Source organism: Collinsella sp. LCP19S3_H3 (assembly GCF_052119145.1).
Classification (GTDB): domain Bacteria; phylum Actinomycetota; class Coriobacteriia; order Coriobacteriales; family Coriobacteriaceae; genus Collinsella.
This window is the reverse complement of record NZ_JBQKFW010000005.1, coordinates 1-20,963: the sequence shown is the minus strand read 5'-3', so window position 1 is coordinate 20,963 and position 20,963 is coordinate 1. Positions and strand designations below refer to the sequence as shown.

At 58.8% G+C, this 20,963-nt stretch carries 17 protein-coding genes, 1 tRNA gene and 1 rRNA gene; 18 read left to right on the top strand and 1 reads right to left on the bottom strand.

From position 1 onward, the window contains the following. Window positions 1–87 precede the first annotated feature (87 nt). The 8 genes from ACTQZF_RS03735 (at window position 88) to ACTQZF_RS03700 (ending at window position 7,987) form a co-directional block, all read left to right on the top strand. Window positions 88–1,254, top strand: coding sequence for an ABC transporter substrate-binding protein (locus tag ACTQZF_RS03735; protein WP_427719714.1), 1,167 nt, complete (start codon window positions 88–90; stop codon window positions 1,252–1,254). A 269-nt stretch (window positions 1,255–1,523) separates the two neighbouring features. Then, the gene (locus ACTQZF_RS03730; protein WP_427719715.1) at window positions 1,524–2,711 is read left to right on the top strand and encodes an ABC transporter substrate-binding protein; all 1,188 of its coding nucleotides are present in this window, start codon (window positions 1,524–1,526) and stop codon (window positions 2,709–2,711) included. A gap of 139 nt (window positions 2,712–2,850) precedes the next feature. Continuing rightward, window positions 2,851–3,732 (top strand): branched-chain amino acid ABC transporter permease, encoded by an 882-nt coding sequence (locus ACTQZF_RS03725; RefSeq protein ID WP_154517188.1) that lies wholly within the window; start codon window positions 2,851–2,853, stop codon window positions 3,730–3,732. Between the two features lie 9 nt (window positions 3,733–3,741). Beyond that, window positions 3,742–4,821: a branched-chain amino acid ABC transporter permease gene (locus ACTQZF_RS03720; protein WP_427719716.1), complete on the top strand. Its 1,080-nt coding sequence runs from the start codon at window positions 3,742–3,744 to the stop codon at window positions 4,819–4,821. Continuing rightward, window positions 4,811–5,671 carry an ABC transporter ATP-binding protein gene (locus ACTQZF_RS03715; protein ID WP_427719717.1) on the top strand — a complete coding sequence of 287 codons (861 nt, stop codon included), beginning with the start codon at window positions 4,811–4,813 and terminating at the stop codon, window positions 5,669–5,671. The genes ACTQZF_RS03720 and ACTQZF_RS03715 overlap by 11 nt, the downstream gene beginning before the upstream one ends. Then, window positions 5,672–6,385 carry an ABC transporter ATP-binding protein gene (locus ACTQZF_RS03710; protein WP_229770701.1) on the top strand — a complete coding sequence of 238 codons (714 nt, stop codon included), beginning with the start codon at window positions 5,672–5,674 and terminating at the stop codon, window positions 6,383–6,385. 123 nt (window positions 6,386–6,508) lie between these two features. Further along, window positions 6,509–7,186, top strand: coding sequence for a copper homeostasis protein CutC (locus tag ACTQZF_RS03705; protein ID WP_427729154.1), 678 nt, complete (start codon window positions 6,509–6,511; stop codon window positions 7,184–7,186). 3 nt (window positions 7,187–7,189) lie between these two features. Next, the gene (locus ACTQZF_RS03700) at window positions 7,190–7,987 is read left to right on the top strand and encodes a DUF4931 domain-containing protein (RefSeq protein ID WP_441554580.1); all 798 of its coding nucleotides are present in this window, start codon (window positions 7,190–7,192) and stop codon (window positions 7,985–7,987) included. Between the two features lie 30 nt (window positions 7,988–8,017). Here ACTQZF_RS03700 and ACTQZF_RS03695 read toward each other — a convergent pair whose 3' ends face one another. Beyond that, window positions 8,018–9,016, bottom strand: a complete 999-nt coding sequence (locus tag ACTQZF_RS03695) for a bile acid:sodium symporter family protein (protein WP_427794445.1) — start codon at window positions 9,014–9,016, stop codon at window positions 8,018–8,020. Window positions 9,017–9,291: 275 nt separating this feature from the next. Here ACTQZF_RS03695 and recJ point away from each other — a divergent pair, with 275 nt between their 5' ends. The 10 genes from recJ to ACTQZF_RS03645 all read left to right on the top strand — a co-directional run. Next, a complete protein-coding gene (gene recJ / locus ACTQZF_RS03690) occupies window positions 9,292–12,579 on the top strand; it encodes a single-stranded-DNA-specific exonuclease RecJ (RefSeq protein ID WP_441554579.1) in 3,288 nt (1,095 codons plus the stop codon). Window positions 12,580–12,593: 14 nt separating this feature from the next. After that, complete coding sequence (locus tag ACTQZF_RS03685) at window positions 12,594–14,954, top strand: RelA/SpoT family protein (protein WP_154517206.1); 2,361 nt, start codon at window positions 12,594–12,596, stop codon at window positions 14,952–14,954. Window positions 14,955–15,040: 86 nt separating this feature from the next. Then, the gene (locus tag ACTQZF_RS03680; RefSeq protein WP_427796208.1) at window positions 15,041–15,724 is read left to right on the top strand and encodes an MBL fold metallo-hydrolase; all 684 of its coding nucleotides are present in this window, start codon (window positions 15,041–15,043) and stop codon (window positions 15,722–15,724) included. A gap of 194 nt (window positions 15,725–15,918) precedes the next feature. Next, window positions 15,919–16,785: a class II fructose-1,6-bisphosphate aldolase gene (fba, locus tag ACTQZF_RS03675; protein ID WP_154517212.1), complete on the top strand. Its 867-nt coding sequence runs from the start codon at window positions 15,919–15,921 to the stop codon at window positions 16,783–16,785. 253 nt (window positions 16,786–17,038) lie between these two features. Then, the gene (locus ACTQZF_RS03670) at window positions 17,039–18,472 is read left to right on the top strand and encodes a transglutaminase-like domain-containing protein (protein WP_441554578.1); all 1,434 of its coding nucleotides are present in this window, start codon (window positions 17,039–17,041) and stop codon (window positions 18,470–18,472) included. A gap of 39 nt (window positions 18,473–18,511) precedes the next feature. Continuing rightward, window positions 18,512–18,598: transfer RNA gene (locus ACTQZF_RS03665), tRNA-Leu, on the top strand. A gap of 432 nt (window positions 18,599–19,030) precedes the next feature. Next, the gene (gene infC, locus ACTQZF_RS03660; protein ID WP_006234423.1) at window positions 19,031–19,600 is read left to right on the top strand and encodes a translation initiation factor IF-3; all 570 of its coding nucleotides are present in this window, start codon (window positions 19,031–19,033) and stop codon (window positions 19,598–19,600) included. Between the two features lie 32 nt (window positions 19,601–19,632). Then, on the top strand, window positions 19,633–19,824 hold the full coding sequence (rpmI, locus tag ACTQZF_RS03655; protein ID WP_006234422.1) for a 50S ribosomal protein L35: 192 nt from the start codon (window positions 19,633–19,635) through the stop codon (window positions 19,822–19,824). 46 nt (window positions 19,825–19,870) lie between these two features. Then, window positions 19,871–20,230, top strand: a complete 360-nt coding sequence (gene rplT / locus ACTQZF_RS03650; RefSeq protein ID WP_006234421.1) for a 50S ribosomal protein L20 — start codon at window positions 19,871–19,873, stop codon at window positions 20,228–20,230. Window positions 20,231–20,767: 537 nt separating this feature from the next. Then, a 16S ribosomal RNA gene (locus tag ACTQZF_RS03645) occupies window positions 20,768–20,963 on the top strand; the annotation flags it as partial.

Sequence of the window (20,963 nt, the reverse complement as noted above, 5' to 3'; positions counted from 1 at the left end):
CCGTAACAAACTGTCAACGTTTGCGCCATAAGGTTTGCCCCGTACCGCAAGACGGCCGCACCGCGGCCAGCGAAAAAGGGGGACACCATGTTCAACATCAACAGCACGCTCAGCCGTAGGAACTTTCTCGCCGGCGCCGCGGCGCTCGGCAGCGCTGCCGCACTCGCTGGTTGCTCGTCGGGTGGCTCGGACGGCGGCTCCGCCGATGACGGTAAGACCTTCAAGATCGGTGTCATCGGCCCTCTGACCGGCGCCGCGGCAACCTATGGCGTTTCGGCCGAGAAAGGTGCCAAGCTCGCCGCCAAGGATTTCTCGACCAAGGATCTCAAGCTCTCGCTTAAGTCCGAGGATGACGTCGCCGACGGCGAGAAGGCCATCAACGCCTTTAATACCTTGTGCGACTGGGGCATGCAGGCGCTCGTCGGCCCCGTCACGACTGGTGCCGCCGTCGCCGTCTCGGGCGAGATCGCCGACGATATGCTCATGGTCACGCCTTCGGCCTCGTCGCTCGACGTCACCAAGGATAAGACCACGGTCTTTCAGGTTTGCTTCACCGATCCCACCATGGGCGCCAGCGCCGCGAAGTTCCTGGCCGAGAAGTATGCAGACGCCAAGATCGCCCTGTTCTACAACTCCGGCGATACGTATAGCTCGGGCGTTGCCGACGCTTTTGCCGAGCAGGCCAAGGCGTCCAAGCTCGATATCGTCGATACCGAGACCTTTAAGGACGACTCTTCCACGAGCTTTACCAACCAGCTCACCAAGGCCAAGGAGGCCGGCGCCACGCTTATCTTTGCCCCGATCTATTACACGCCGGCGTCCGTCCTGCTCAAGAACGCCAAGGACATGGGCTACGAAATGACCCTCATGGGCACCGACGGCATGGACGGCCTGCTCTCCGTTGAGGGCTTCGACACCTCTCTTGCCGAGGGCGTGCTGCTCATGACCCCGTTCTCTGCCGACGATGAGAAGAACGCCGACTTCGTCAAGGCATATAAGGACGCCTACAACGAGACGCCCAACCAGTTTGCCGCCGATGCTTATGACTGCATCCACGCGATTGTCGAGGCAATCGATGAGGCGGACATCGACATTACGGTCGACGGCGCCGACATTGCCGGCGACCTTGCCAAGGCTATGCGCAAGATCAAGATTGAGGGCCTGACAGGCGAGCTCACGTGGAACGACGAGGGCCAAGTCGAGAAGCCCGCTACGGCCTATGTGATTCAGGACGGCAAGTACATCGCCGCCTAAGTGCATATAACGAGACCGGTGGGGCCATGTTATTCAGGGCAGGAAAGCTTGTAACAAAACGGAAACATTACTTTCACACAATAAAATCTCTAAACTGTATAAACCGACAAAAATACGCATAATTATGGATAAATGGATAAGGCAAAAGAAAAGTTGAAATAATCGCCACTTTTCTCAACTAAAGCGTCTACTATTTTGCGAACGCCGAAGACGGCGGAGGATGGCCTGTCGGGTAACCGAAACCCGACGAGATTTGAGAGGAGAGCCGCATGTCGAGCCTCACCGGTAAGTCATTGAACCCTGTTATGAATCGCAGGAGCGTTATCGCGAGCGCAGCAGGTCTGGGGGCGATGTCCATTCTAGCTGGCTGCTCCTCCAACGGCGGCGACAGCGGTTCCGCTTCGAGCGACGCTTCGTTTAAGATCGGCACCATTGGCCCGCTGACCGGTGCCGCCGCGTCTTACGGCAAGTCCGTTACCCAGGGCGTCGAGCTTGGCTGCAAGGACTTCTCCACCAAGGAGCTGCCGCTTGCCAGCAAGGCCGAGGACGACCAGGCCGACGGCGAGAAGGCCGTCAACGCCTTTAATAACCTGCTCGACTGGGGCATGCAGGCCCTCGTCGGCCCGACCACCACGGGTGCGTCGGTTGCCGTTGCCGCAGAGTGCAGTAACGACCCCAAGACATTCATGATCACCCCGTCCGCGTCCTCCGAGGACGTCACCGACGGAAAGGATTGCGTCTTCCAGGTTTGCTTTACCGACCCCAACCAGGGCGTCAACGCTGCCAAGTTCCTGGCAGAGAAGTATGCGGACGAGAAGTTCGTGCTGTTCTATAACTCCGGCGACGCTTATTCTTCGGGCATTGCAGATTCCTTTAAGGCCCAGGCCGCTGAGTCTAAGCTCGAGATTGTTGACGAGGAGACCTTTAAGGACGACTCCGCTACGAGCTTTACCAACCAGCTGACCAAGGCCAAGCAGGCCGGCGCCACCATGATCTTTGCGCCGATCTACTACACGCCGGCGTCCGTCCTGCTCAAGAACGCCAAGGACATGGGCTACGACGTCAAGATGATGGGATGCGACGGCATGGACGGCATCCTGGGCGTCGAGGGCTTCGACACCTCTCTTGCCGAGGGTCTGCTGCTCATGACCCCGTTCTCCGCCGACGACGAGAAGAACGCCGACTTCGTCAACGCTTACAAGGATAAGTACGGCGATACCCCCGACCAGTTTGCCGCCGATGCATACGACGGCGTGCACGCGGTGGCCGAGGCCCTCAAGGAGGCCGGTCTTGGTGTCGACGCCGACCCGACCGAGGTCGCCGAGAAGCTGCCCAAGGCTATGCTCAAGATTACCGTTGACGGTCTGACCGGCAAGCTCTCCTGGAACGACAAGGGCCAGGTCCAGAAGGATCCTACGGCGTATGTCATCACCGACGGCAAGTACGTACTGGCCTAATAGGCCGCCTTACATAGAGCGGTTTTGATCCCAAGCAGGGGAGGTTTTCGCCTTCCCTGCTTGCTTGGTATCTGGGGACAACGTAACGTCCCTGTTTCATACATCAACTAGAAACCTATTCGAAAGGGGGATGTGGAACATGACGGTCTTTATCCAATACCTGGTCAACGGCCTGTCCATGGGCAGCGTCTACGCCATCATCGCGTTGGGCTACACCATGGTCTACGGTATCGCCAAGATGCTCAACTTCGCTCACGGCGATGTCATCATGGTCGGTGCCTATGTCTCGTTCTGCGCCACGTCGTATCTCGGCCTCCCGGGCTGGGCATCTGTAGTTCTCTCTTGTGTGGTCTGCACGGTTCTCGGTGTTCTCATTGAGGGTCTGGCCTATAGGCCGCTGCGCCAAGCAGGCCCGCTGGCCGTTCTGATCACGGCCATCGGTGTGTCCTACTTCCTGCAGAATGCCGCGCAGCTTCTGTGGGGCGCCACGCCCAAGAACTTCACTTCGCTCGTCACCTTCCCGGTGCCGGAGTTCTTGGCCAAGTTCAACGTAAGTGCCGTCTCGCTCGTCACCATCGTCGCCTGCCTGGTTATCATGGCCGGTCTGATGATCTTTACAGGTAAGACCAAGATGGGCAAGGCCATGCGTGCCGTGTCCGAGGACAAGGCCGCCGCTCAGCTCATGGGCATCAACGTCAACCGCACCATCTCGATGACGTTCGCCATCGGCTCCGCCCTTGCCGCCATCGCCGGTGTGCTCCTGTGCTCCTACTCGCCGGTTCTGCAGCCCACCACGGGCGCCATGCCTGGCATCAAGGCCTTCGACGCTGCCGTTTTCGGCGGCATCGGCTCCATCCCCGGTGCCTTTGTCGGCGGCATTCTCATCGGCATCATCGAGGCGATGGCGCAGGCTTACATTTCCACGAGCCTTGCCAACTCCATCGTCTTTGGCGTTTTGATCATCGTCCTGCTCGTCAAGCCTGCCGGCCTCTTGGGCAAGTACGTACCCGAGAAGGTGTAGGTGAGCGTTATGAAGTTTCTTACAGACAAGCAGACGCGTCACGACTTTGTCACGTACGCCATGTGCGTTGTGGCGTTCGCCATCGTGTTCTTTATGCAGTCTAACCACATGATTCCGCGCATGATTGTCGGTCAGCTGGTTCCCATCACGGCCTATATCGTCATGGCCATCTCGCTCAACCTCGTCGTCGGCATCGCGGGCGACTTGTCGCTGGGCCACGCGGGTTTTATGAGCGTCGGCGCCTATACGGGAATCGTCACCGCCGTCGCGCTGGAGAGCGCCGTTCCGTCTGACCCGGTGCGTCTGATCATCAGCATTGTGGTCGGCGCTATCGCCGCTGCCATTCTGGGCTTCCTGATCGGTATTCCGGTTCTTCGCCTGAGCGGTGACTACCTGGCCATCGTAACCTTGGCCTTTGGCGAGATTATCAAAGAGATCGTTACCTGCCTCATTGTGGGCGTCGATTCCCGCGGCCTGCACGTGATCTTTAACATCACGGGCAATTCCACGATCGACGACCTACACCTGCTCGAAGACGGCACCGCTATCATCAAGGGTGCCCAGGGCGCATCTGGTGTTTCGACCTACTCGACGTTCCTTGCTGGCGCCATCCTGGTTATGGTTGCGCTCGTGATTGTGCTCAACTTGGTCCGCAGCCGTACCGGTCGTGCCATCATGGCCGTGCGCGATAACAAGATCGCTGCCGAGTCCGTGGGTATCTCCGTCACCCAGTACCGCATGATCGCCTTCGTGGTCTCCGCCGCTCTCGCCGGTGCTGCCGGAGCCCTCTTCGGCGGTAACTTCTCGCAGCTCTCCGCCACTAAGTTCGACTTCAACACGTCGATTCTCATTCTGGTGTTCGTGGTCCTGGGCGGTCTGGGCAACATGCGCGGTTCCGTCATCGCGGCGGCGCTGCTCACGGTGCTCCCCGAGCTGCTCCGTCAGTTCTCGGACTACCGCATGCTCATCTACGCCATCGTGTTGATTCTGGTCATGGTCTTTACTAACAACCCGCAGCTCAAGGCGTTCTTCGCGCGCATTAAGGACCGCTTTGCTTCCAAGAAGGAGGTGGCAACCGATGCCCAGTAAGTTTGAGTTCAACAAGGGCAAGATGGTCCCGTATCCTTCTGGCGCCATCGTTCCCGACCGCGACCTGGGCGAGCGCCCGGCGCTCGAGTGCATCCACCTGGGCATTGAGTTCGGCGGCCTCAAGGCGGTCGACGACTTTAGCCTGACCATCGGTAAGACCGAGATCGCCGGTCTCATCGGCCCCAACGGCGCCGGCAAGACCACGGTCTTCAACCTGCTCACCAAGGTGTACCAGCCCACGCACGGCACCATCCTGCTCGACGGTGAGGACACCTCGGGCAAGTCCGTCTACCAGGTCAACCGCATGGGTATCGCTCGTACCTTCCAAAACATCCGCCTGTTCAACACCATGACGGTGGAGGACAACGTAAAGGTCGGCCTGCACAACCAGGAGCGCTACTCCGGCTTTGAGGGCGTGCTGCGCCTGCCGACGTATTGGAAGCACGAGAAGGCCGCCCATGAGCGCGCCATGGAGCTTCTGTCTATCTTTGATATGGAACATCTGGCAAACGAGCAGGCCGGCTCGCTGCCTTACGGTGCTCAGCGTCGTTTGGAGATCGTCCGCGCGCTTGCCACCAATCCCAAGCTACTACTGCTCGACGAGCCTGCCGCCGGCATGAACCCGTCCGAGACTGCGGAGCTCATGGCGAACATCGTCAAGATTCGCGACACCTTTGGCATTGCCATCATGCTCATCGAGCACGACATGTCGCTTGTCATGAATATTTGCGAGGGTATCTGCGTGCTTAACTTTGGCAAGGTCATCGCCAAGGGCACGGCCGAGGAAATCCAGAACAACGAAGCCGTTATTGAGGCTTATCTGGGCAAGCAGGATAAGGGGGAGAACTAAATGGCAGAGCCGATGCTTTCCGTCTACAACATCAACGTCTGGTACGGCGCCATCCACGCCATTAAGGACATCTCCTTTAACGTTAACGAGGGCGAGATCGTGGCCCTGATTGGCGCGAACGGCGCCGGCAAGTCCACGACGCTCAAGACTGTCTCGGGCCTGCTGCGCTCCAAGACCGGCTCCATCAAGTTTATGGGCGAGGACATTATCCATACGCCCGCCGACAAGCTGGTTGGCAAGGGCCTGTCTCAGGTACCCGAGGGGCGTCGTGCCTTTTTGCAGATGACGGTCGAGGAGAACCTGGAGATGGGTGCCTATACACAGCCCAAGTCCACGGTTGCCCCGGGCCTCGAACGTGTTTACGAGCAGTTCCCGCGCCTGAAGGAACGCCGTCGCCAGGTGGCTGGCACCCTTTCGGGCGGCGAGCAGCAGATGCTCGTTATGGGTCGTGCCCTTATGAGTAACCCCAAGCTGCTCATGCTCGACGAACCCTCCATGGGTCTGGCGCCGATCCTGATCGAGCAGATCTTCCAGATTGTCGAGGATTTGCACAAGGCCGGCACCACGGTGCTCCTGGTCGAGCAGAACGCGCAGATGGCGCTTTCCATCGCCACACGCGGCTACGTGCTCGAGACCGGCAAGATCACCATGACCGGCACCGGCCAAGAGCTGCTGCACGACGACAACGTCCGCAAAGCTTATCTTGGTGGTTAATCCATCCAGTAATAGGGGCGCTGACCAACTCGGTCAGCGCCCCTTTTGAAATGATCCGTTGGCTTGGTTTTTAAAGTGCGACAATGCCGTGTGGAAATAGAAGTGTCATCTGGGGGTCTATCTATGTTGTACGAGTTTTGTGCCGAGAACTTTGAGCGGGTGCCGGCGGCCATTGCGGCCGGTGCGGGACGCATTGAGCTGTGCGACAACCTTGCGGTTGGAGGCACCACGCCCTCGGCCGGCGTTATCAGCGCTACGACCAGCTATGCTCGCGAGCACGATGCACGGGTGATGTGCATGATCCGTCCGCGTGGCGGCGACTTTCACTACAACCAGGACGAGCTGCGCATGATGGAGATGGACTTGGGCCTTGCCGTAAGTGCCGGCGTCGATGGCTTGGTCTTTGGTTGCTGCAAGCCTTGTGCCGGCGGATGGGCGCTCGATGAACTTGCGTTGGGCGCCCTTGTGATGGCTGCGGGCTGCGCGACCGAGGAGTGCAAGCGCGAGCCCATCGACATCACCTTTCACATGGCGTTTGACCAGCTCTCGCCCGAGGCTCAGCTCGACGCGATTGACACGCTCGCCGACTGCGGCATAACGCGCATCCTGACGCATGGCGGTGCCGCCGGCACGCCGATTGAGGACAACCTGGAGCATCTGTCGCACCTTATCGACTACGCGGACGATCGCCTGACCATCCTTCCCGGCGGCGGCATTTCCACGGCCAACCGCGATACCGTGGCTGCGGCACTGGGCGTCTCCGAGCTCCATGGCACCAAGATCGTGCCGCTGGAGGTATAACCCGTGCCCCTGGTATTTGACGTTCAGCAGGCGAGCGGGAAGCCCGACGACAACCGGCGCCCTGGCACCGCGTGCCCCTTTTGCGATACCGAGGAACTCGCCAATATCATCCGGCGCGACGGTGACTGTATCTGGCTCGAGAATAAGTTCAAGACCCTGCGCGCCACCCGTCAAACCGTGCTGATCGAGTCGGCCGACCACGACGCAGACCTGGTGACCTATGCGCCGGACGAGCTGCATCATGTGATGCGGTTTGCCCTGGATTGCTGGCAGCAGATGATCGATTCACAGCAGTATCGAAGCGTGCTCATGTACAAGAACAAGGGTCCGCTCTCGGGCGGTAGTCTCGTTCATCCGCACATGCAGATTGTGGGTTTGGAGCAGGAAGACGGCTATGCTTCGCTGACTTCCGCTAATTTCGAAGGCATCAATGTCTGGCAACAGGGGAGAATTGCGGTCAACATCTCAACCGAACCGATTATGGGGTTCTTTGAGGTCAACGTTTCAGCTCCGCGGGGAATCGCCGCCAGCGATGACACGCGGGACCAAGCCGAGGCGGATCTCTTCGCCGATGCGATCCAGGTAGCTCTGCGTTATATCCTAAACGAGCACCACGGTGGCCGTGCAGAGTCGTACAACTTGTTCTTCTATCACCTGGGCGGTCGGACCATTGCCAAGGCGCTGCCGCGTTGGGTGGTTTCGCCCTACTTTGTCGGCTATCGTTTGGCCCAGGTCAATGCCGAGACGACGCTCGATATCGATGCTGAGCGCCTGCGCGCGCATCTGGAAACGCTCGTATAGCAAGACTAACACCCGCGTAATGCGGACAGCCTAGCGTGCCATGGCGTCGCGGCCGGCCTCGACGCGCTTGCGCTGGGCAGCGCGCTCCTCGCCGGTTAGACGCTCAAAGAGATGCCCGATAAGCGAGGCAAGTACCTGCTGAAACAGCGTTCCGCACATGACGGGAAATACGACTTCGCCCGGAAAGTATTGCGTGGCGATGACGGCGCCCGAAGAGATGTTGCGCATGCCGCAGGTAAAGCACATGGTAGTCGTTTCGCTATACGGCAGATGCAGTGCGCGGGCGACCAGAATACCGACGACAAAGCCGCTGATGGCGAAGATCAAAATAAAGAGGGCGACTTCCAAGCGCACCGCGTTCATGTGCAGCACGTACTCGCTCATGGCGGTGGAGTTCGACGCGATAACACCCATCATCATGAACTTGCAGGCGGGCGAGAGCGCGGGGGAGAGCTTCTCGTGTCCCCATCCGCGCGTGAGTTCGTTAATCACGATGCCGAGCAGGGCGGGGATAGCGATCATGAAGGCCATGTTCTGCATCATGCCCGGCACGTCGATCGAGACGGTGGCGCCCAGCAAGAGCTTAAGCGTGAGCGGAATCGTAACGGGTGAGATAACCGAGGACGTCAGGATGATGGTGAGCGCGAGCGGGCCGTTGCCGCCGAACATGCTAATCCACATAAAGGCAGTGACTGCCACAGGTACGCTGTACTCGAGCACGATACCGCAGACTAGGTTGGGGTTGGAGCCAAAGAACAGCGACCCCATGGCATAGGCTGTTATGGGAATAAGCACCGCCGAGACCAGCAGCGCCAAAATCAGGTGCAGCGGACGGCGGAATACTTCGGCTACCTGATGGAAGGTGTTGCTGAGGGCACCTTGGAACGTCATAAAGGCAAACAGGGTGGGGACGATGGGCTTGAGTACGCCGATCTGCTGGGGAAAGAGCACGCCGAGCGTCACGCAAATCGGAACGATGATCTGCATATGCCCCGCGAGGAACTTACCCAGTCCAACCCATTGCTTCATATGCGCTTGTGACTCCCTTTGCTCGTGAATCCGTTTTGAATGGATATGCTAGACGCTCGCATGCGTCCGTGTGGCTGAAACGCTCGATTATTTCGAGGCTATTACCGCCCTCGTTTATCGAAACCACGGCGTGCTGGACGTTGTGCGTCCGCGCCGCACGGTATAATAAATCCGTTCAACAGATCTGCCTGCCGAAGCGGGCATACACAGAGGACTCATCGCTATGAACCGTGAGAGGTATCGCGGCGACATGCCCCTATCGGGGGTGGGCGCCTATGTCATCGCTTAAGACAACGAATCGCTGGGCGGTCGCTCAGCAAAACCCCGAGCTCGAAAAGGAGCTTTCGGCTGGCCTGGGCATACCCGGGCTGGTGGCGCGCATTATGGTTGCGCACGGCATTACATCCATCGAGGAAGGCCAGCTTTTTCTGACGCCTTCGCTCGATCGCGACTGGGCGGACCCGCTCGTTATTCCGGGTATGGCGGTCGTCGTCGACCGCGTTGAGCGTGCTATTCGCAGCCACGAGCGCATCGCCGTCTTTGGCGATTTTGACGTCGACGGCATTACGTCGACTTGTCTGTTGACCGAGGCGCTGCGTTCGTTTGGCGCCAACGTCACGCCGTTTATTCCGCATCGTTTTGACGAGGGCTACGGCCTGTCGCGTGCGGCGCTCGACCGCGTTAACGAGCTCGCTCGCCCCCAGCTGATCGTGACCGTCGATAACGGCATTGCCGCCAAGGAAGAGGCCTCCTATCTGGAGAGCCTGGGGATCGATTTGGTGGTCACGGACCATCACGAGCCGTCCGACCAGGTGCCGCAGGGCGTGCCCCTGACCGACCCCAAGCTCGAGGACAAGGGTCCCTCGCGCGAGCTTGCCGGTGCCGGCGTGGCACTCAAGCTGGTGCAGGTCCTGGGCGAGCGTTTGGGCAAGCCGTCGTATTGGCGTTCGCTGATAGAGGTCGCGGCGCTGGGCACCGTGTCCGACATGATGCCGCTTACGCCCGAGAATCGCGCACTGGTCGCCGAGGGCATCCAGCAGATGCGCGTGACGGCCCGTCCCGGCTATATCGCGCTTGCCGCACTTGCCAAGGCCGACCTTTCTACCATTACGGCCGACGGCCTGTCGTTTTCGCTCATCCCCCGTCTGAATGCTGCCGGCCGCATGGCCGATCCCAAGCTGGCGCTCGACCTGCTGCTTGCCCGCGACCCCATCGAAGCGAGCGCGCTTGCCGCCGAGCTCGAGGAAATCAATCGCCAACGCCGCGAGATCGAGGCCGAGCTTACGCGCGATGCCACGGCGAAGGTCGAGGAGACTTATGACGGCGGGCGCGCAATCGTCGTGGGCGGCGAGGGCTGGCACGAGGGCGTCAAGGGCATCGTGGCGAGCCGCTTGACCAATCGCTATCACGTGCCGGCGCTGCTCTTCTCGATCGAGGATGGCGTTGCGCGCGGATCGGGCCGCTCGGTGGGCAAGATCAACCTGTTCGACGCCGTCGAGCGTTGCTCCGACCTGCTGATTCGTCGCGGCGGGCATGCCGGTGCGGTGGGTGTGACCATCGAGGCATCCAAGCTCGATGAGTTCCGCCGTCGCCTTTCGGCCGTGCTATCGGAGCTTCCCGCCGAGGACTTTGAGGACACTGACGAGGTTGCCGCCACCGTTGATCTCTCCGAGCTAAATATCGAGACTATCGAGCAAATTTCCCGTCTTGAGCCGTTTGGCCAGGGCAATAAGGTGCCGCTTCTGGCCGCCGAGGGCGTGACGATGTGCGATCGCGCCGTGGTGGGCAAAACCGGCGAGCACATGCGCTTTGTGGCGACCGATGGTGCCGCGAGTGTGCCGGCCATCATGTTCCGCGTGCCGCAGATCGATAGGCTCATCAATTGCGACAGCGCCGTCGACTTGGTGTTCGAGGCCGTGGCCGAGCATTGGCAGGGACGTGTGAAGCCCAAGCTCATGATCAAAGATGTCTTGGTGCGCGATACCGCGGCGCCCAATATCGACGATCCGGCATGTGAGCTTCGCCGCGGCGTGCAACCGGCGGATTCTGGCCTGCGCCTGGAGTCGCGTAAACGCGAGACGCTCGCCCAGCTTTCTTATACCGAGCTCACGCGCTCGCTTATCCATAGCTTTATCGGCTCGAATCAGCCGCATCGCGCGCAGGTCGAGGCACTCGACGCGCTTGCCGACCATCAGAGCGTTTTGGCCGTTATGGGGACGGGGCGTGGCAAGTCTCTGATTTTCCATGTGCATGCCGCGCGCGAGGCGGTTCTTCGCGGGCGTGCGAGCATTTTTGTCTATCCTTTGCGTTCGCTCGTTGCCGATCAGGCCTATCACCTTTCCTCGACGATGGCCGCGCTCGGCATTGGTGTCGGCGTGCTGACTGGCGAGACCGTGGAGGCCGTACGCGATGACGTGTTCGCCGGCCTTGCTTCGGGTCGTACCGGTATCGTTCTCACGACGCCCGAGTTCTTGTCTATCCACCGCGATCGATTTGCGCGTTCTGGACGTATTGGCTTCGTTGTTATCGATGAGGCGCACCATGCCGGTCTTGCTAAGGGTGGTGACCGGAGTGCATACCTCGATATGCCCGATATTCTTAAAGCCCTGGGCGACCCCGTTGTCATGGCGGCAACGGCTACCGCGACGGCTCCAGTTGTGGCAGAGCTTGCTCGCGTATTGCCGATTACCAGCACGGTGGTCGACGAGACCGTTCGCGAGAACCTACAACTCGAGGACGATCGTGACCTTGCGAGCCGTGAAAATCGCCTGGTTTCGATCGTTGCGACGGGGGAGAAGACCGTCATCTACGTGAATTCGCGCGACCAGTCCGTGGCGCTTGCCAAGACGTTGCGCAAACGTGTGCCCGACTGCGCGACCCATATCGCGTTCTATAACGCCGGGCTTGCGCGTTCCGATCGCCGACGCGTCGAGGAGGCGTTTCGAGATGGCAGCCTGAGCTGCATCGTTTCAACCTCGGCCTTCGGTGAGGGCGTCAACCTGCCCGATATCCGCCATGTCGTGCTCTACCACATGCCGTTTGGCGCGATTGAGTTTAACCAGATGAGTGGCCGTGCCGGCCGCGATGGGCAGCCTGCCGTGATTCACCTGCTCTATTCGTCTCGTGACGCTCGTATTAATGAGCGCCTGCTCGATTGTTACGCGCCCGAGCGCGATGAGCTTGTCACGCTCTATCGGGCGCTGCAGACCATGTGGCGCTCCAATCGTGGCAAGACGGGGGACGATTCATTCTGCGCAAGCGATATCGACATTGCGCAGATGTGCCTTGCAATCGACGCGCGCACGCCGGTCGATGAGCGTTCGGTGGCAAGCGGCTTGGGAATCTTCGAAGAGCTCGGTTTCTGTCACGTTTCGGGGTTTGACGATACCCGTCGCATCGCGATGACCGAAAACCCCGGGCGCGTGCAGTTGAGCAGGTCGATCCGCTATTTGGAGGGCTTGCGCTCGCGCATGGAGTTCTCGGCTTTCCGGAGTTGGGCACTCGATTCGTGCGCTTCTGATATGCTTACCAAAATTAACCGCCCGATCGTACCGCGGGCCTAGGGAAGGGGACCTCGATGGATGCCGCAGCCCGTACCGCCCATGATTCCGCCCTCCAGCCCTTTTCGGAGATGGAGCACTATACGCATGCCGATGATCTGCCGCCCGAGATTATGGCGGACAGCTACGACAAGCTGGAGCGCCTGTGCCTTAAATATATGAGTGAGGATGACTTCTCCAAGGTGGAGCAGGCCTACTGCTTTGCTGCCGAGAAGCACTGCAACCAAAAGCGGCGCTCGGGTGAGATGTACATTAACCATCCCGTCGAGGTGGCTATCATTTTGGCCGACCTTAAGATGGACTGCGATGTGGTGTGCGCTGCATTGCTGCACGATACCGTCGAGGATACCGATACCTCGCTTGCCGATGTTTCGGGTCTGTTTGGCGAAACCGTGGCAGAGCTCGTCGACGGCGTGACCAAGCTCACCAACATCGAAGTCGACAACATGGACGAAAAGCAGGCGCTTACGCTGCGCAAGATGTTCCTCGCCATGTCCAAGGACATTCGCGTCATCATCGTCAAACTCGCCGACCGCCTGCATAATATGCGCACGCTTGCCGCCCTGCGCGAGGACCGCCGCCTGTTTAAGGCGCGCGAGACCATGGATGTGTATGCGCCCCTGGCCGACCGCCTGGGCATGAGCTCTATCAAGTGGGAACTCGAGGATCTGTCCTTCTTCTACCTTGAACCCGACGCTTACCAGCGCATCGCCCGCATGGTGGCAGAGTCGCGCGAGGTTCGCGAACGCTTTCTGGCCGAGACTATCAAGACGCTTACCGATGAGCTCGACCGCATTGGCCTTGAGGGTTTTCAGATCAACGGTCGTTCCAAGCACTATTGGTCCATCTATCAAAAGATGAAGCGCAAGGGCAAGGAGTTCTCCGAGATTTATGATCTGGTGGCGCTGCGCGTCATCACCCATTCGGTGCGCGATTGCTATTCCACGCTTGGTGCCGTGCATACTTTGTGGCATCCCATGCCCGGTCGTTTTAAAGACTATATCGCTATGCCCAAGGTCAATAACTACCAATCGCTCCATACGACGGTTATCGGCCCCACGGCCCGTCCGCTCGAGATTCAGATTCGAACCTACGAGATGCACGAGCAGGCCGAGTACGGCATCGCCGCCCACTGGCTATATAAGAAATCGGGCGGATCGTCTGCCTCCAAGACCAACGACGCACAGCGTCTGGACGATCAGATTAACTGGCTCAAGCACTCGCTCGATTGGGCAGCCTCTGACGAGATCACCGATGCCAAAGAATATCTGCACTCACTGAAGGTCGACCTGTTTGACCAGGAGATTTTTGTCTTTACGCCCAAGGGTGAGGTCATGGCGCTTCGTGCGGGCTCTACACCGCTCGACTTTGCCTACGCTGTTCATACCGAGGTCGGCAACCACTGCGTCGGCGCCAAAATCAACGGTGCGGTGGCTCCGCTCACGCACGAAATCAAGACGGGTGACCGTGTCGAGATCCTGACTAACAAGAGCTCCAAGCCGTCGCGCGATTGGCTCAAGATCGTCAAGACGCCTTCGGCCAAGTCAAAGATTCGCCGTTACTTCGCCGCTGCGACCAAAGACGATGACGCTGCTGCCGGTCGCGATATGCTGGCCAAGGACCTGCGCAAGCGCGGGTACGGCATCTCTACGCCGCGATCCACGCGTGCACTCAATGCCGTGGCGGAGCAGTTTAACTTCAAGCAACTCGAGGACCTGTTCGCAGCCGTTGGCGCGGGCAAGGTCGCCCCGCGCGCTGTGGGCAATAAGGTCGAGCAAATCTTGGATCCCAAGCCCGAGGAGCAGCTTACCAAGGCCGAAGCCATCGCTGAGGTCGTCAAGCAGCCTGCCCGCGGTTCCAACCGCAAACCGCAAAAGCGTGGCAAGAGTGCAAGTAACGGCATTATCGTCAAGGGCGAGAGCAACAGCGGCCTGCTGGTTCGTCTGGCGCATTGCTGCAATCCGGTGACGGGCGACGACATCGTGGGCTTTATCACGCGCGGTCGAGGCGTCTCGGTGCATCGTGCCAACTGCCCCAACGTCAAGGGTCTCATGGAACACCCCGAGCGCATGATTGACGTGGAGTGGGATGGTGCTGCCGATACGCTTTTCCAGGTCGAGATCGTGGTCGAGTGCTTGGATCGTATGGGCTTGCTCAAGGATGTCACCATCGCCATTGGCGATGCAGGCGGAAATATCCTTTCCGCCGCTACCTCGACCAACCGCGAGGGCATTGCGACCCTGCGCTTTATGGTCGAGATTTCGGATGCGAGTGGTCTGGATCCGCTGCTGGCATCCATCAGCAGTGTTGACTCGGTCTATGACGCACGACGTCTGATGCCTGGCGAGGGTGGGGCTCAGCTTAAGCGTCGCGTATAGGCGTGACGAACGCACAACGGTAATGATATTGGCTACGTTCGAGGCATCGTTTGATGCCTCGACGCTTGTAGAAGGAGGACGTGCTCATGGTCACTGCAGCTTTGGACTTAACCCCTCGGGGTACGGCTTCGATTGAGGCGCTTGTAAACGGCCCCATTCAGACCAACAGTTACGCCGTAATCTCGAGCGGCGAATGCCTGATTATCGATCCGGCCTGGGAAGGTGAGCGTCTTGTGGAACATATCTATACCAAGCATCCTGACGCGCACGTGCTAGGCGCTGTCTGCACCCATGGCCATGCCGATCACGTAGGTGGCGTTGCCGGAGCGCGAGCCGCCGTCGGTAAGGGTTTCCTATATGAGTTAGGTGCGAAGGACGTGTTGGTATCTCGTGAGAATATCGAGGAGCAGCGAGCGATGTGGGGCATCGATACGCCCGATCCGGGCGAGCCGACGCGATTGCTTGCTGAGGGCGATACGATTGAATTGGGTGATATCTGCCTGCAGGTGATCGAGACGCCCGGTCACACACCGGGTGGCATTGTCTTGTTCGCCGCCACCGAGCAGGGAAGCATCGCCTTTGTTGGCGACACCCTGTTCCCGGGCAGCCACGGCCGCACCGATCTCGCCGGTGGAGACGAGGCGGCGATTCTGCGCTCGCTCTCCAAGCTCGCCCAGCTGCTTCCAGCCGATACCGTTTGTTTAACGGGGCATGGTGATTCGACCACTATGGCGCGCGAGCTCATGCAGAACCCTTTCATGCAGATGTAGCTTTGTAGTCAGCTGCTTAAGCACGAGAAGTGTCCAAACGTCAAGATATTTTCCCCAACGGGCCGATTCCGTAGGGCAAACGGTCAAAAAAAGTCTGTTTGGACGATATTCGTGAACAAACGAACGTTTACGCTCGGGTACGCCGTGGTAAAATCTCATGCGTTATCGGAGCAACCTTACAGGAGGTTTCTTTTATGCTCGTCAACGCAGCAGACATGCTCAAGAAGGCCGAGGCCGGCAAGTATGCTCTCGGTGCCTTCAACACCAACAACCTCGAGTGGACTCTGGCTATTCTCCAGGCCGCCGAGGAGGCCAAGTCTCCGCTGATCCTTCAGTGCACCGCTGGTGCCGCTAAGTGGATGGGCGGTTTCAAGGTCTGCGCCGACATGGTCAAGGCTGCCGTCGAGGCCACGGGTGTTACCGTTCCCGTCGCCCTTCACCTCGATCACGGTTCTTACGAGGACTGCTTCAAGTGCATCGAGGCCGGCTTCACGTCCATCATGTATGACGGCTCTCACGAGGAAACCTTCCAGCTTAACCTCGATCGCACCAAGGAGCTCGTTGAGCTTGCCCATTCCAAGGGCATGTCCATCGAGGCCGAGGTCGGCGGCATCGGCGGCACCGAGGACGGCGTGACTTCCAACGGCGAGCTCGCTGACCCCGCTGAGTGCAAGCAGATTGCTGACCTGGGCGTCGACTTCCTCGCCTGCGGCATCGGCAACATCCACGGCGTGTATCCCGCCGACTGGGCCGGTCTTTCCTTCGAGCGTCTGAGCGAGATCAAGGCTCAGACCGGCGACCTGCCCCTCGTTCTGCACGGTGGTACCGGCATCCCCGAGGATCAGATCAAGAAGGCCATCTCCCTGGGCATCTCCAAGATCAACGTCAACACCGACCTGCAGCTTGTCTTCGCTGCCGCCACGCGTGAGTACGTTGAGGCTGGCAAGGATCAGCAGGGCAAGGGCTATGACCCCCGCAAGCTCCTGAAGCCCGGTCGCGAGGCCATCGTTGCCCGCACCAAGGAGCTCATGGAGGAGTTTGGCTCCGTCAACAAGGCGTAAGTAGCGGTTTAACTTCCCGCCGGAGGCCCCGTTTCCCCTACGCTGTTTCCCTCGCGCTCACCTGGCTTCGCCAGAAGTCGCGCGATGGAATCAGCTCCGGGGAAACGGGGCCTCCTTCGTTAACTCGATACGGGGTTACTGGGCTGAATTATTTATTTGACTACCGCTCAGCGGTGTTGATGGCTCCCTTGTTGGGGCTTTCTTTTTATGTCGGTACAATGGTCTCGGGTTGTCGTTCTGCGTGGGAGTGGTTATGGCTGTCGTTAATGTTTTGCCTGCCGATGGAAAGGTTGTTGCCGAGGGCCCCGTTGGTTGCTCTGTTGATGTTTGTTGCGATGATTTTCGTCATCTCGACATTGGATTGCCACCTGAGATCCTTCGTCTCAAGGACGCCGGGTATCTGGCGCAGGCTGTTGCGGCTTGCGACCGTCTTTTGGAGCAGAACCCTGATCCCTCGTTGGCCGCTTGCGTTCGTGCCGAGCGGTATCGCATGATCGAGACGTCGTTTCATTTTTCGGTGTCGCGCGATCAGGCTATTGCGATGATCCGCGAGGAGTGGCCGGAGTTTACCGAGGATCAGTTTGACGACCTAATCGATCGCAAGCGCATCGACTGGCGCTTTATCGATGGTGAACTGTTCGTTCTCGACAACTTCCTTGATTCTTTGCGTGTGTATCCCAAGGAGGTTCCGGGCCTGCGTCCCGATTCTACGGATGGAACTGCGCTGCGCAACCAGATGCTTAAGAAGATGGAATCACAGGGCGGGCTGTCTCGTGCTATTACGCTTAAAGCATCCGTGTCTGTTCCCGGTGCTCTGGAGGGGGAGACCGTTCGCGCATGGCTTCCCGTTGCCGCAGCCTGCCGCCAGCAGTCTCATATCGAGATTCTCGATATGACGCCGGAGGGGGTCCTTGCTCCCGCGAACGCTTTGGCGCGTACCGCCTCGTGGGTTTCCTCGGCTGATCGATCGTTCTCAGTGACCTATCGTTATCTGATTGATGCCGCTTATTGCGATATCTACGGGGGAGCGCTTCCGGCGCATCCGTGTATGGACGCGCCGCTGCCCAAGGATATTTCCGAGGACCGACCGCATATTGCGTTCACGCCGTATCTGCAGCAGCTGACCGAACATGTTGTCGATGGTCTCGAGGATCAGCTCGACCGCGCTCGGGCTATCTATGATTATTTGACGCATCATATCGACTATCGATACCAGCCACCGTATCTGCTTCTGGGCTCTATCGCCGATGACTGCGCGCATTCGCTTCGCGGTGATTGCGGTGTTATGGCACTCACGTTTATCACCATGTGCCGCATCGCCGGCGTGCCCGCACGTTGGCAGAGCGGCCTGTACGTTGCGCCCGACTCGGTGGGCTCGCATGACTGGGCGGAGTTCTATACACCGCAGACGGGTTGGCTTAACGCCGATGTCTCGTTTGGATCCTCGGCACGCAGGATGGGGGAGGAATGGCGCCGCCGCCACTACTTTGGCAACCTCGATCCATGGCGCATGGTGGCAAACTGTCGGTTCCAGGCAGAGTTTGAACCCGTCTTTGACGGTATGCGTGAGGACCCCTACGATAACCAGATGGGCGAGGCCTCGGTCGACGGTCGCGGATGCCGCCAGCGCGAGATGCTCCGCACGGTCGAACTCATCGAAATGCTCGAAGTTCCATTTTCGGACTAATCTACGGAAAGCTGTGATAAACTAACTCACGCAATACGTGCCCGAGTGGCGGAATTGGCAGACGCAGTGGACTCAAAATCCACCGTTGGCAACAACGTGCGAGTTCGAGTCTCGCCTCGGGCACCATACATGCAAAAGAGCGTTCAAGGGGGTCGAGGCCCCCTTTTTCGTGCCGAACTCGCGTGAGCGCGCGGAGCGTTAAGCAAACAGGCCTGTGGCCTGTTTGTAGCGGAGCGTGGCGAGGGCGCCATGCGCCCGAAGCCCGGGGCTTCGCGAAGCGAAGGCCCTTCGAGTCTCGCCTCGGGCACCATACATGCAAAAGAGCGTTCAAGGGGGTTAAGGCCCCCTTTTTCGTGTACGTAATGTGATAACGAGCGGTACGTGTTATTATCGCCAAGGCGTTGTTTCCGCAATGCCCTAAAGAGGAACCCGAGGGTTCCCACCTTTTGGCGCCAATGAGCAGCTGACTGGTCATACAACTTAGATTCTCTTCCTCATATCGAGGATGTCTATGTGTACGACCTGGTTGCAAAAAAGCGCCGGGTTATTTTTTTATGAATGGAGGTAGGGAAAATAGCTAAGTCTGATGACACCCGCATCAACGACGAGATCACTGCATCTTCGTGCCGTTTGATTGGCGTCGATGGCTCTCAGCTCGGCCTGTTCGCCATCCGCGATGCCCAGCGCGTCGCCGACGATCAGGGTCTCGACCTTGTCGAGATCGCTCCCAACGCGGAGCCGCCGGTCTGCAAGGTCATGGACTACGGTAAGTTCAAGTACCAGCAGGCCATGAAGGCCAAGGCTGCTCGTAAGAACCAGTCCAAGGTCGAGGTTAAGGAAATGAAGTTCCGACCCAAGATCGACGTTGGCGACTACGAGACCAAGAAGGGCCACGTTCTGCGTTTCCTCAAGAAGGGCGCACGCGTTAAGATCACCATCATGTTCCGCGGCCGTGAGATGGCTCACCCGGAGCAGGGTCTTAACGTTCTCGAGCGTCTCGCCGAGGATCTTAAGCCTTACGCTACGGTCGAGTCCAAGCCTAAGATGGAAGGCCGTAACATGCTTATGCTGCTCGCCCCAATTAAGGGCGCCTTTGATGAGGATAAAGCGGCAAGTGATACTAAGTAACTAGTGTTCTGTAACCGATTAAGGAGTATTTCATGCCTAAGATGAAGTCCCACAGCGGCACCAAGAAGCGTTTCCGCAAGACTGGTACCGGCAAGCTTATGCGCGCCAAGGCTTTCAAGAGCCACATCCTGAGCAAGAAGTCCACCAAGCGTAAGCGTGGCTTCCGTCAGGAGACCGAGATCGCCGCTGCCGACCGCAAGGTCATCAAGTCGCGTCTCGCCTAAGTTAGCGTTCCCGTTTTTCGTTTAACCGTCTAGGAGTTGATAGAACATGGCACGTATTAAGCGCGCTGTTGCCGCCAAGAAGAAGCGCCGTACCGTTATGCACCGTGCGAAGGGTTACTACGGTGCCGCTTCGCGTACTTACAAGCATGCTAAAGAGCAGGTCCAGCACTCTCTGCAGTATCAGTACCGTGACCGCCGCAATAAGAAGCGCGAGATTCGCTCTCTCTGGATCACCCGTATCAACGCTGCTGCTCGCCTGAACGACATCTCTTACTCTCAGTTCATGCACGGCCTGAAGGTCGCCGGTATCGAGCTCGACCGCAAGGTCCTGGCTCAGATGGCTTACGAGGACATCGAGTCTTTCAACGAGCTGGCTACCATCGCCAAGAAGGCTCTCGAGGCCTAATTGATTCTCTTGAATCGCTAGGGGAGTGTCGCGCTGTGCGCGGCGCTCCCTCTTTTTATCTAAGGCGCTGGTTTATATAGCAAAAGCGCGGGTAGATAGACACTTACAGGTGACCGATCTTTATATATCTCTTAACCGAAGGGTCATCATCTGATACGTGCAGTATTTCTGCACCAGCCTTTCTATTACTTATATAGGAAGCGATATATTGTGTAGGACTTGTGAAGAGTGGAATTGACGTCCCACATCGCTTCGCGGTCTGGCAATATATCTCCTTGCCGCGCGGCCCGGTCGGACCGGATGAGCCGCGGGGCGTGCACCTTGAGAACCGGATACTGCGAGGATGGACACACCAGATGTGTCGCATCCGGGCAGACATCGAACCATTTGAAATGGTCTGACTTGGATTCGTTTTTCGCAAGGCCGCCGAGAGGCGGCCCCGAGAAATTCCTTTTCCTATACAGAACCATATGAATCGAACGGAACCGATCAGCGAATGACTGAGAGGACCGGACGGGCTCGAGGCCCAAACATATTTGGACGGAGAGTTCGATCCTGGCTCAGGATGAACGCTGGCGGCGCGCCTAACACATGCAAGTCGAACGGCACCTATCTTCGGATAGAAGCGAGTGGCGAACGGCTGAGTAACACGTGGAGAACCTGCCCCCTCCCCCGGGATAGCCGCCCGAAAGGACGGGTAATACCGGATACCCCCGGGTGCCGCATGGCGCCC

Bases quoted from the DNA above. Each gene is read 5' to 3' on its own strand.
- rpmI (WP_006234422.1), top strand. From the start codon at position 19,633: ATGCCTAAGATGAAGTCCCACAGCGGCACCAAGAAGCGTTTCCGCAAG.
- recJ (WP_441554579.1), top strand. From the start codon at position 9,292: ATGTCATCGCTTAAGACAACGAATCGCTGGGCGGTCGCTCAGCAAAAC.
- ACTQZF_RS03730 (WP_427719715.1), top strand. From the start codon at position 1,524: ATGTCGAGCCTCACCGGTAAGTCATTGAACCCTGTTATGAATCGCAGG.
- ACTQZF_RS03710 (WP_229770701.1), top strand. From the start codon at position 5,672: ATGGCAGAGCCGATGCTTTCCGTCTACAACATCAACGTCTGGTACGGC.
- ACTQZF_RS03715 (WP_427719717.1), top strand. From the start codon at position 4,811: ATGCCCAGTAAGTTTGAGTTCAACAAGGGCAAGATGGTCCCGTATCCT.
- fba (WP_154517212.1), top strand. From the start codon at position 15,919: ATGCTCGTCAACGCAGCAGACATGCTCAAGAAGGCCGAGGCCGGCAAG.
- ACTQZF_RS03720 (WP_427719716.1), top strand. From the start codon at position 3,742: ATGAAGTTTCTTACAGACAAGCAGACGCGTCACGACTTTGTCACGTAC.
- rplT (WP_006234421.1), top strand. From the start codon at position 19,871: ATGGCACGTATTAAGCGCGCTGTTGCCGCCAAGAAGAAGCGCCGTACC.
- ACTQZF_RS03695 (WP_427794445.1), bottom strand. From the start codon at position 9,016: ATGAAGCAATGGGTTGGACTGGGTAAGTTCCTCGCGGGGCATATGCAG.
- ACTQZF_RS03735 (WP_427719714.1), top strand. From the start codon at position 88: ATGTTCAACATCAACAGCACGCTCAGCCGTAGGAACTTTCTCGCCGGC.
- ACTQZF_RS03725 (WP_154517188.1), top strand. From the start codon at position 2,851: ATGACGGTCTTTATCCAATACCTGGTCAACGGCCTGTCCATGGGCAGC.
- ACTQZF_RS03705 (WP_427729154.1), top strand. From the start codon at position 6,509: ATGTTGTACGAGTTTTGTGCCGAGAACTTTGAGCGGGTGCCGGCGGCC.
- ACTQZF_RS03670 (WP_441554578.1), top strand. From the start codon at position 17,039: ATGGCTGTCGTTAATGTTTTGCCTGCCGATGGAAAGGTTGTTGCCGAG.
- ACTQZF_RS03685 (WP_154517206.1), top strand. From the start codon at position 12,594: ATGGATGCCGCAGCCCGTACCGCCCATGATTCCGCCCTCCAGCCCTTT.
- infC (WP_006234423.1), top strand. From the start codon at position 19,031: ATGGAGGTAGGGAAAATAGCTAAGTCTGATGACACCCGCATCAACGAC.
- ACTQZF_RS03680 (WP_427796208.1), top strand. From the start codon at position 15,041: ATGGTCACTGCAGCTTTGGACTTAACCCCTCGGGGTACGGCTTCGATT.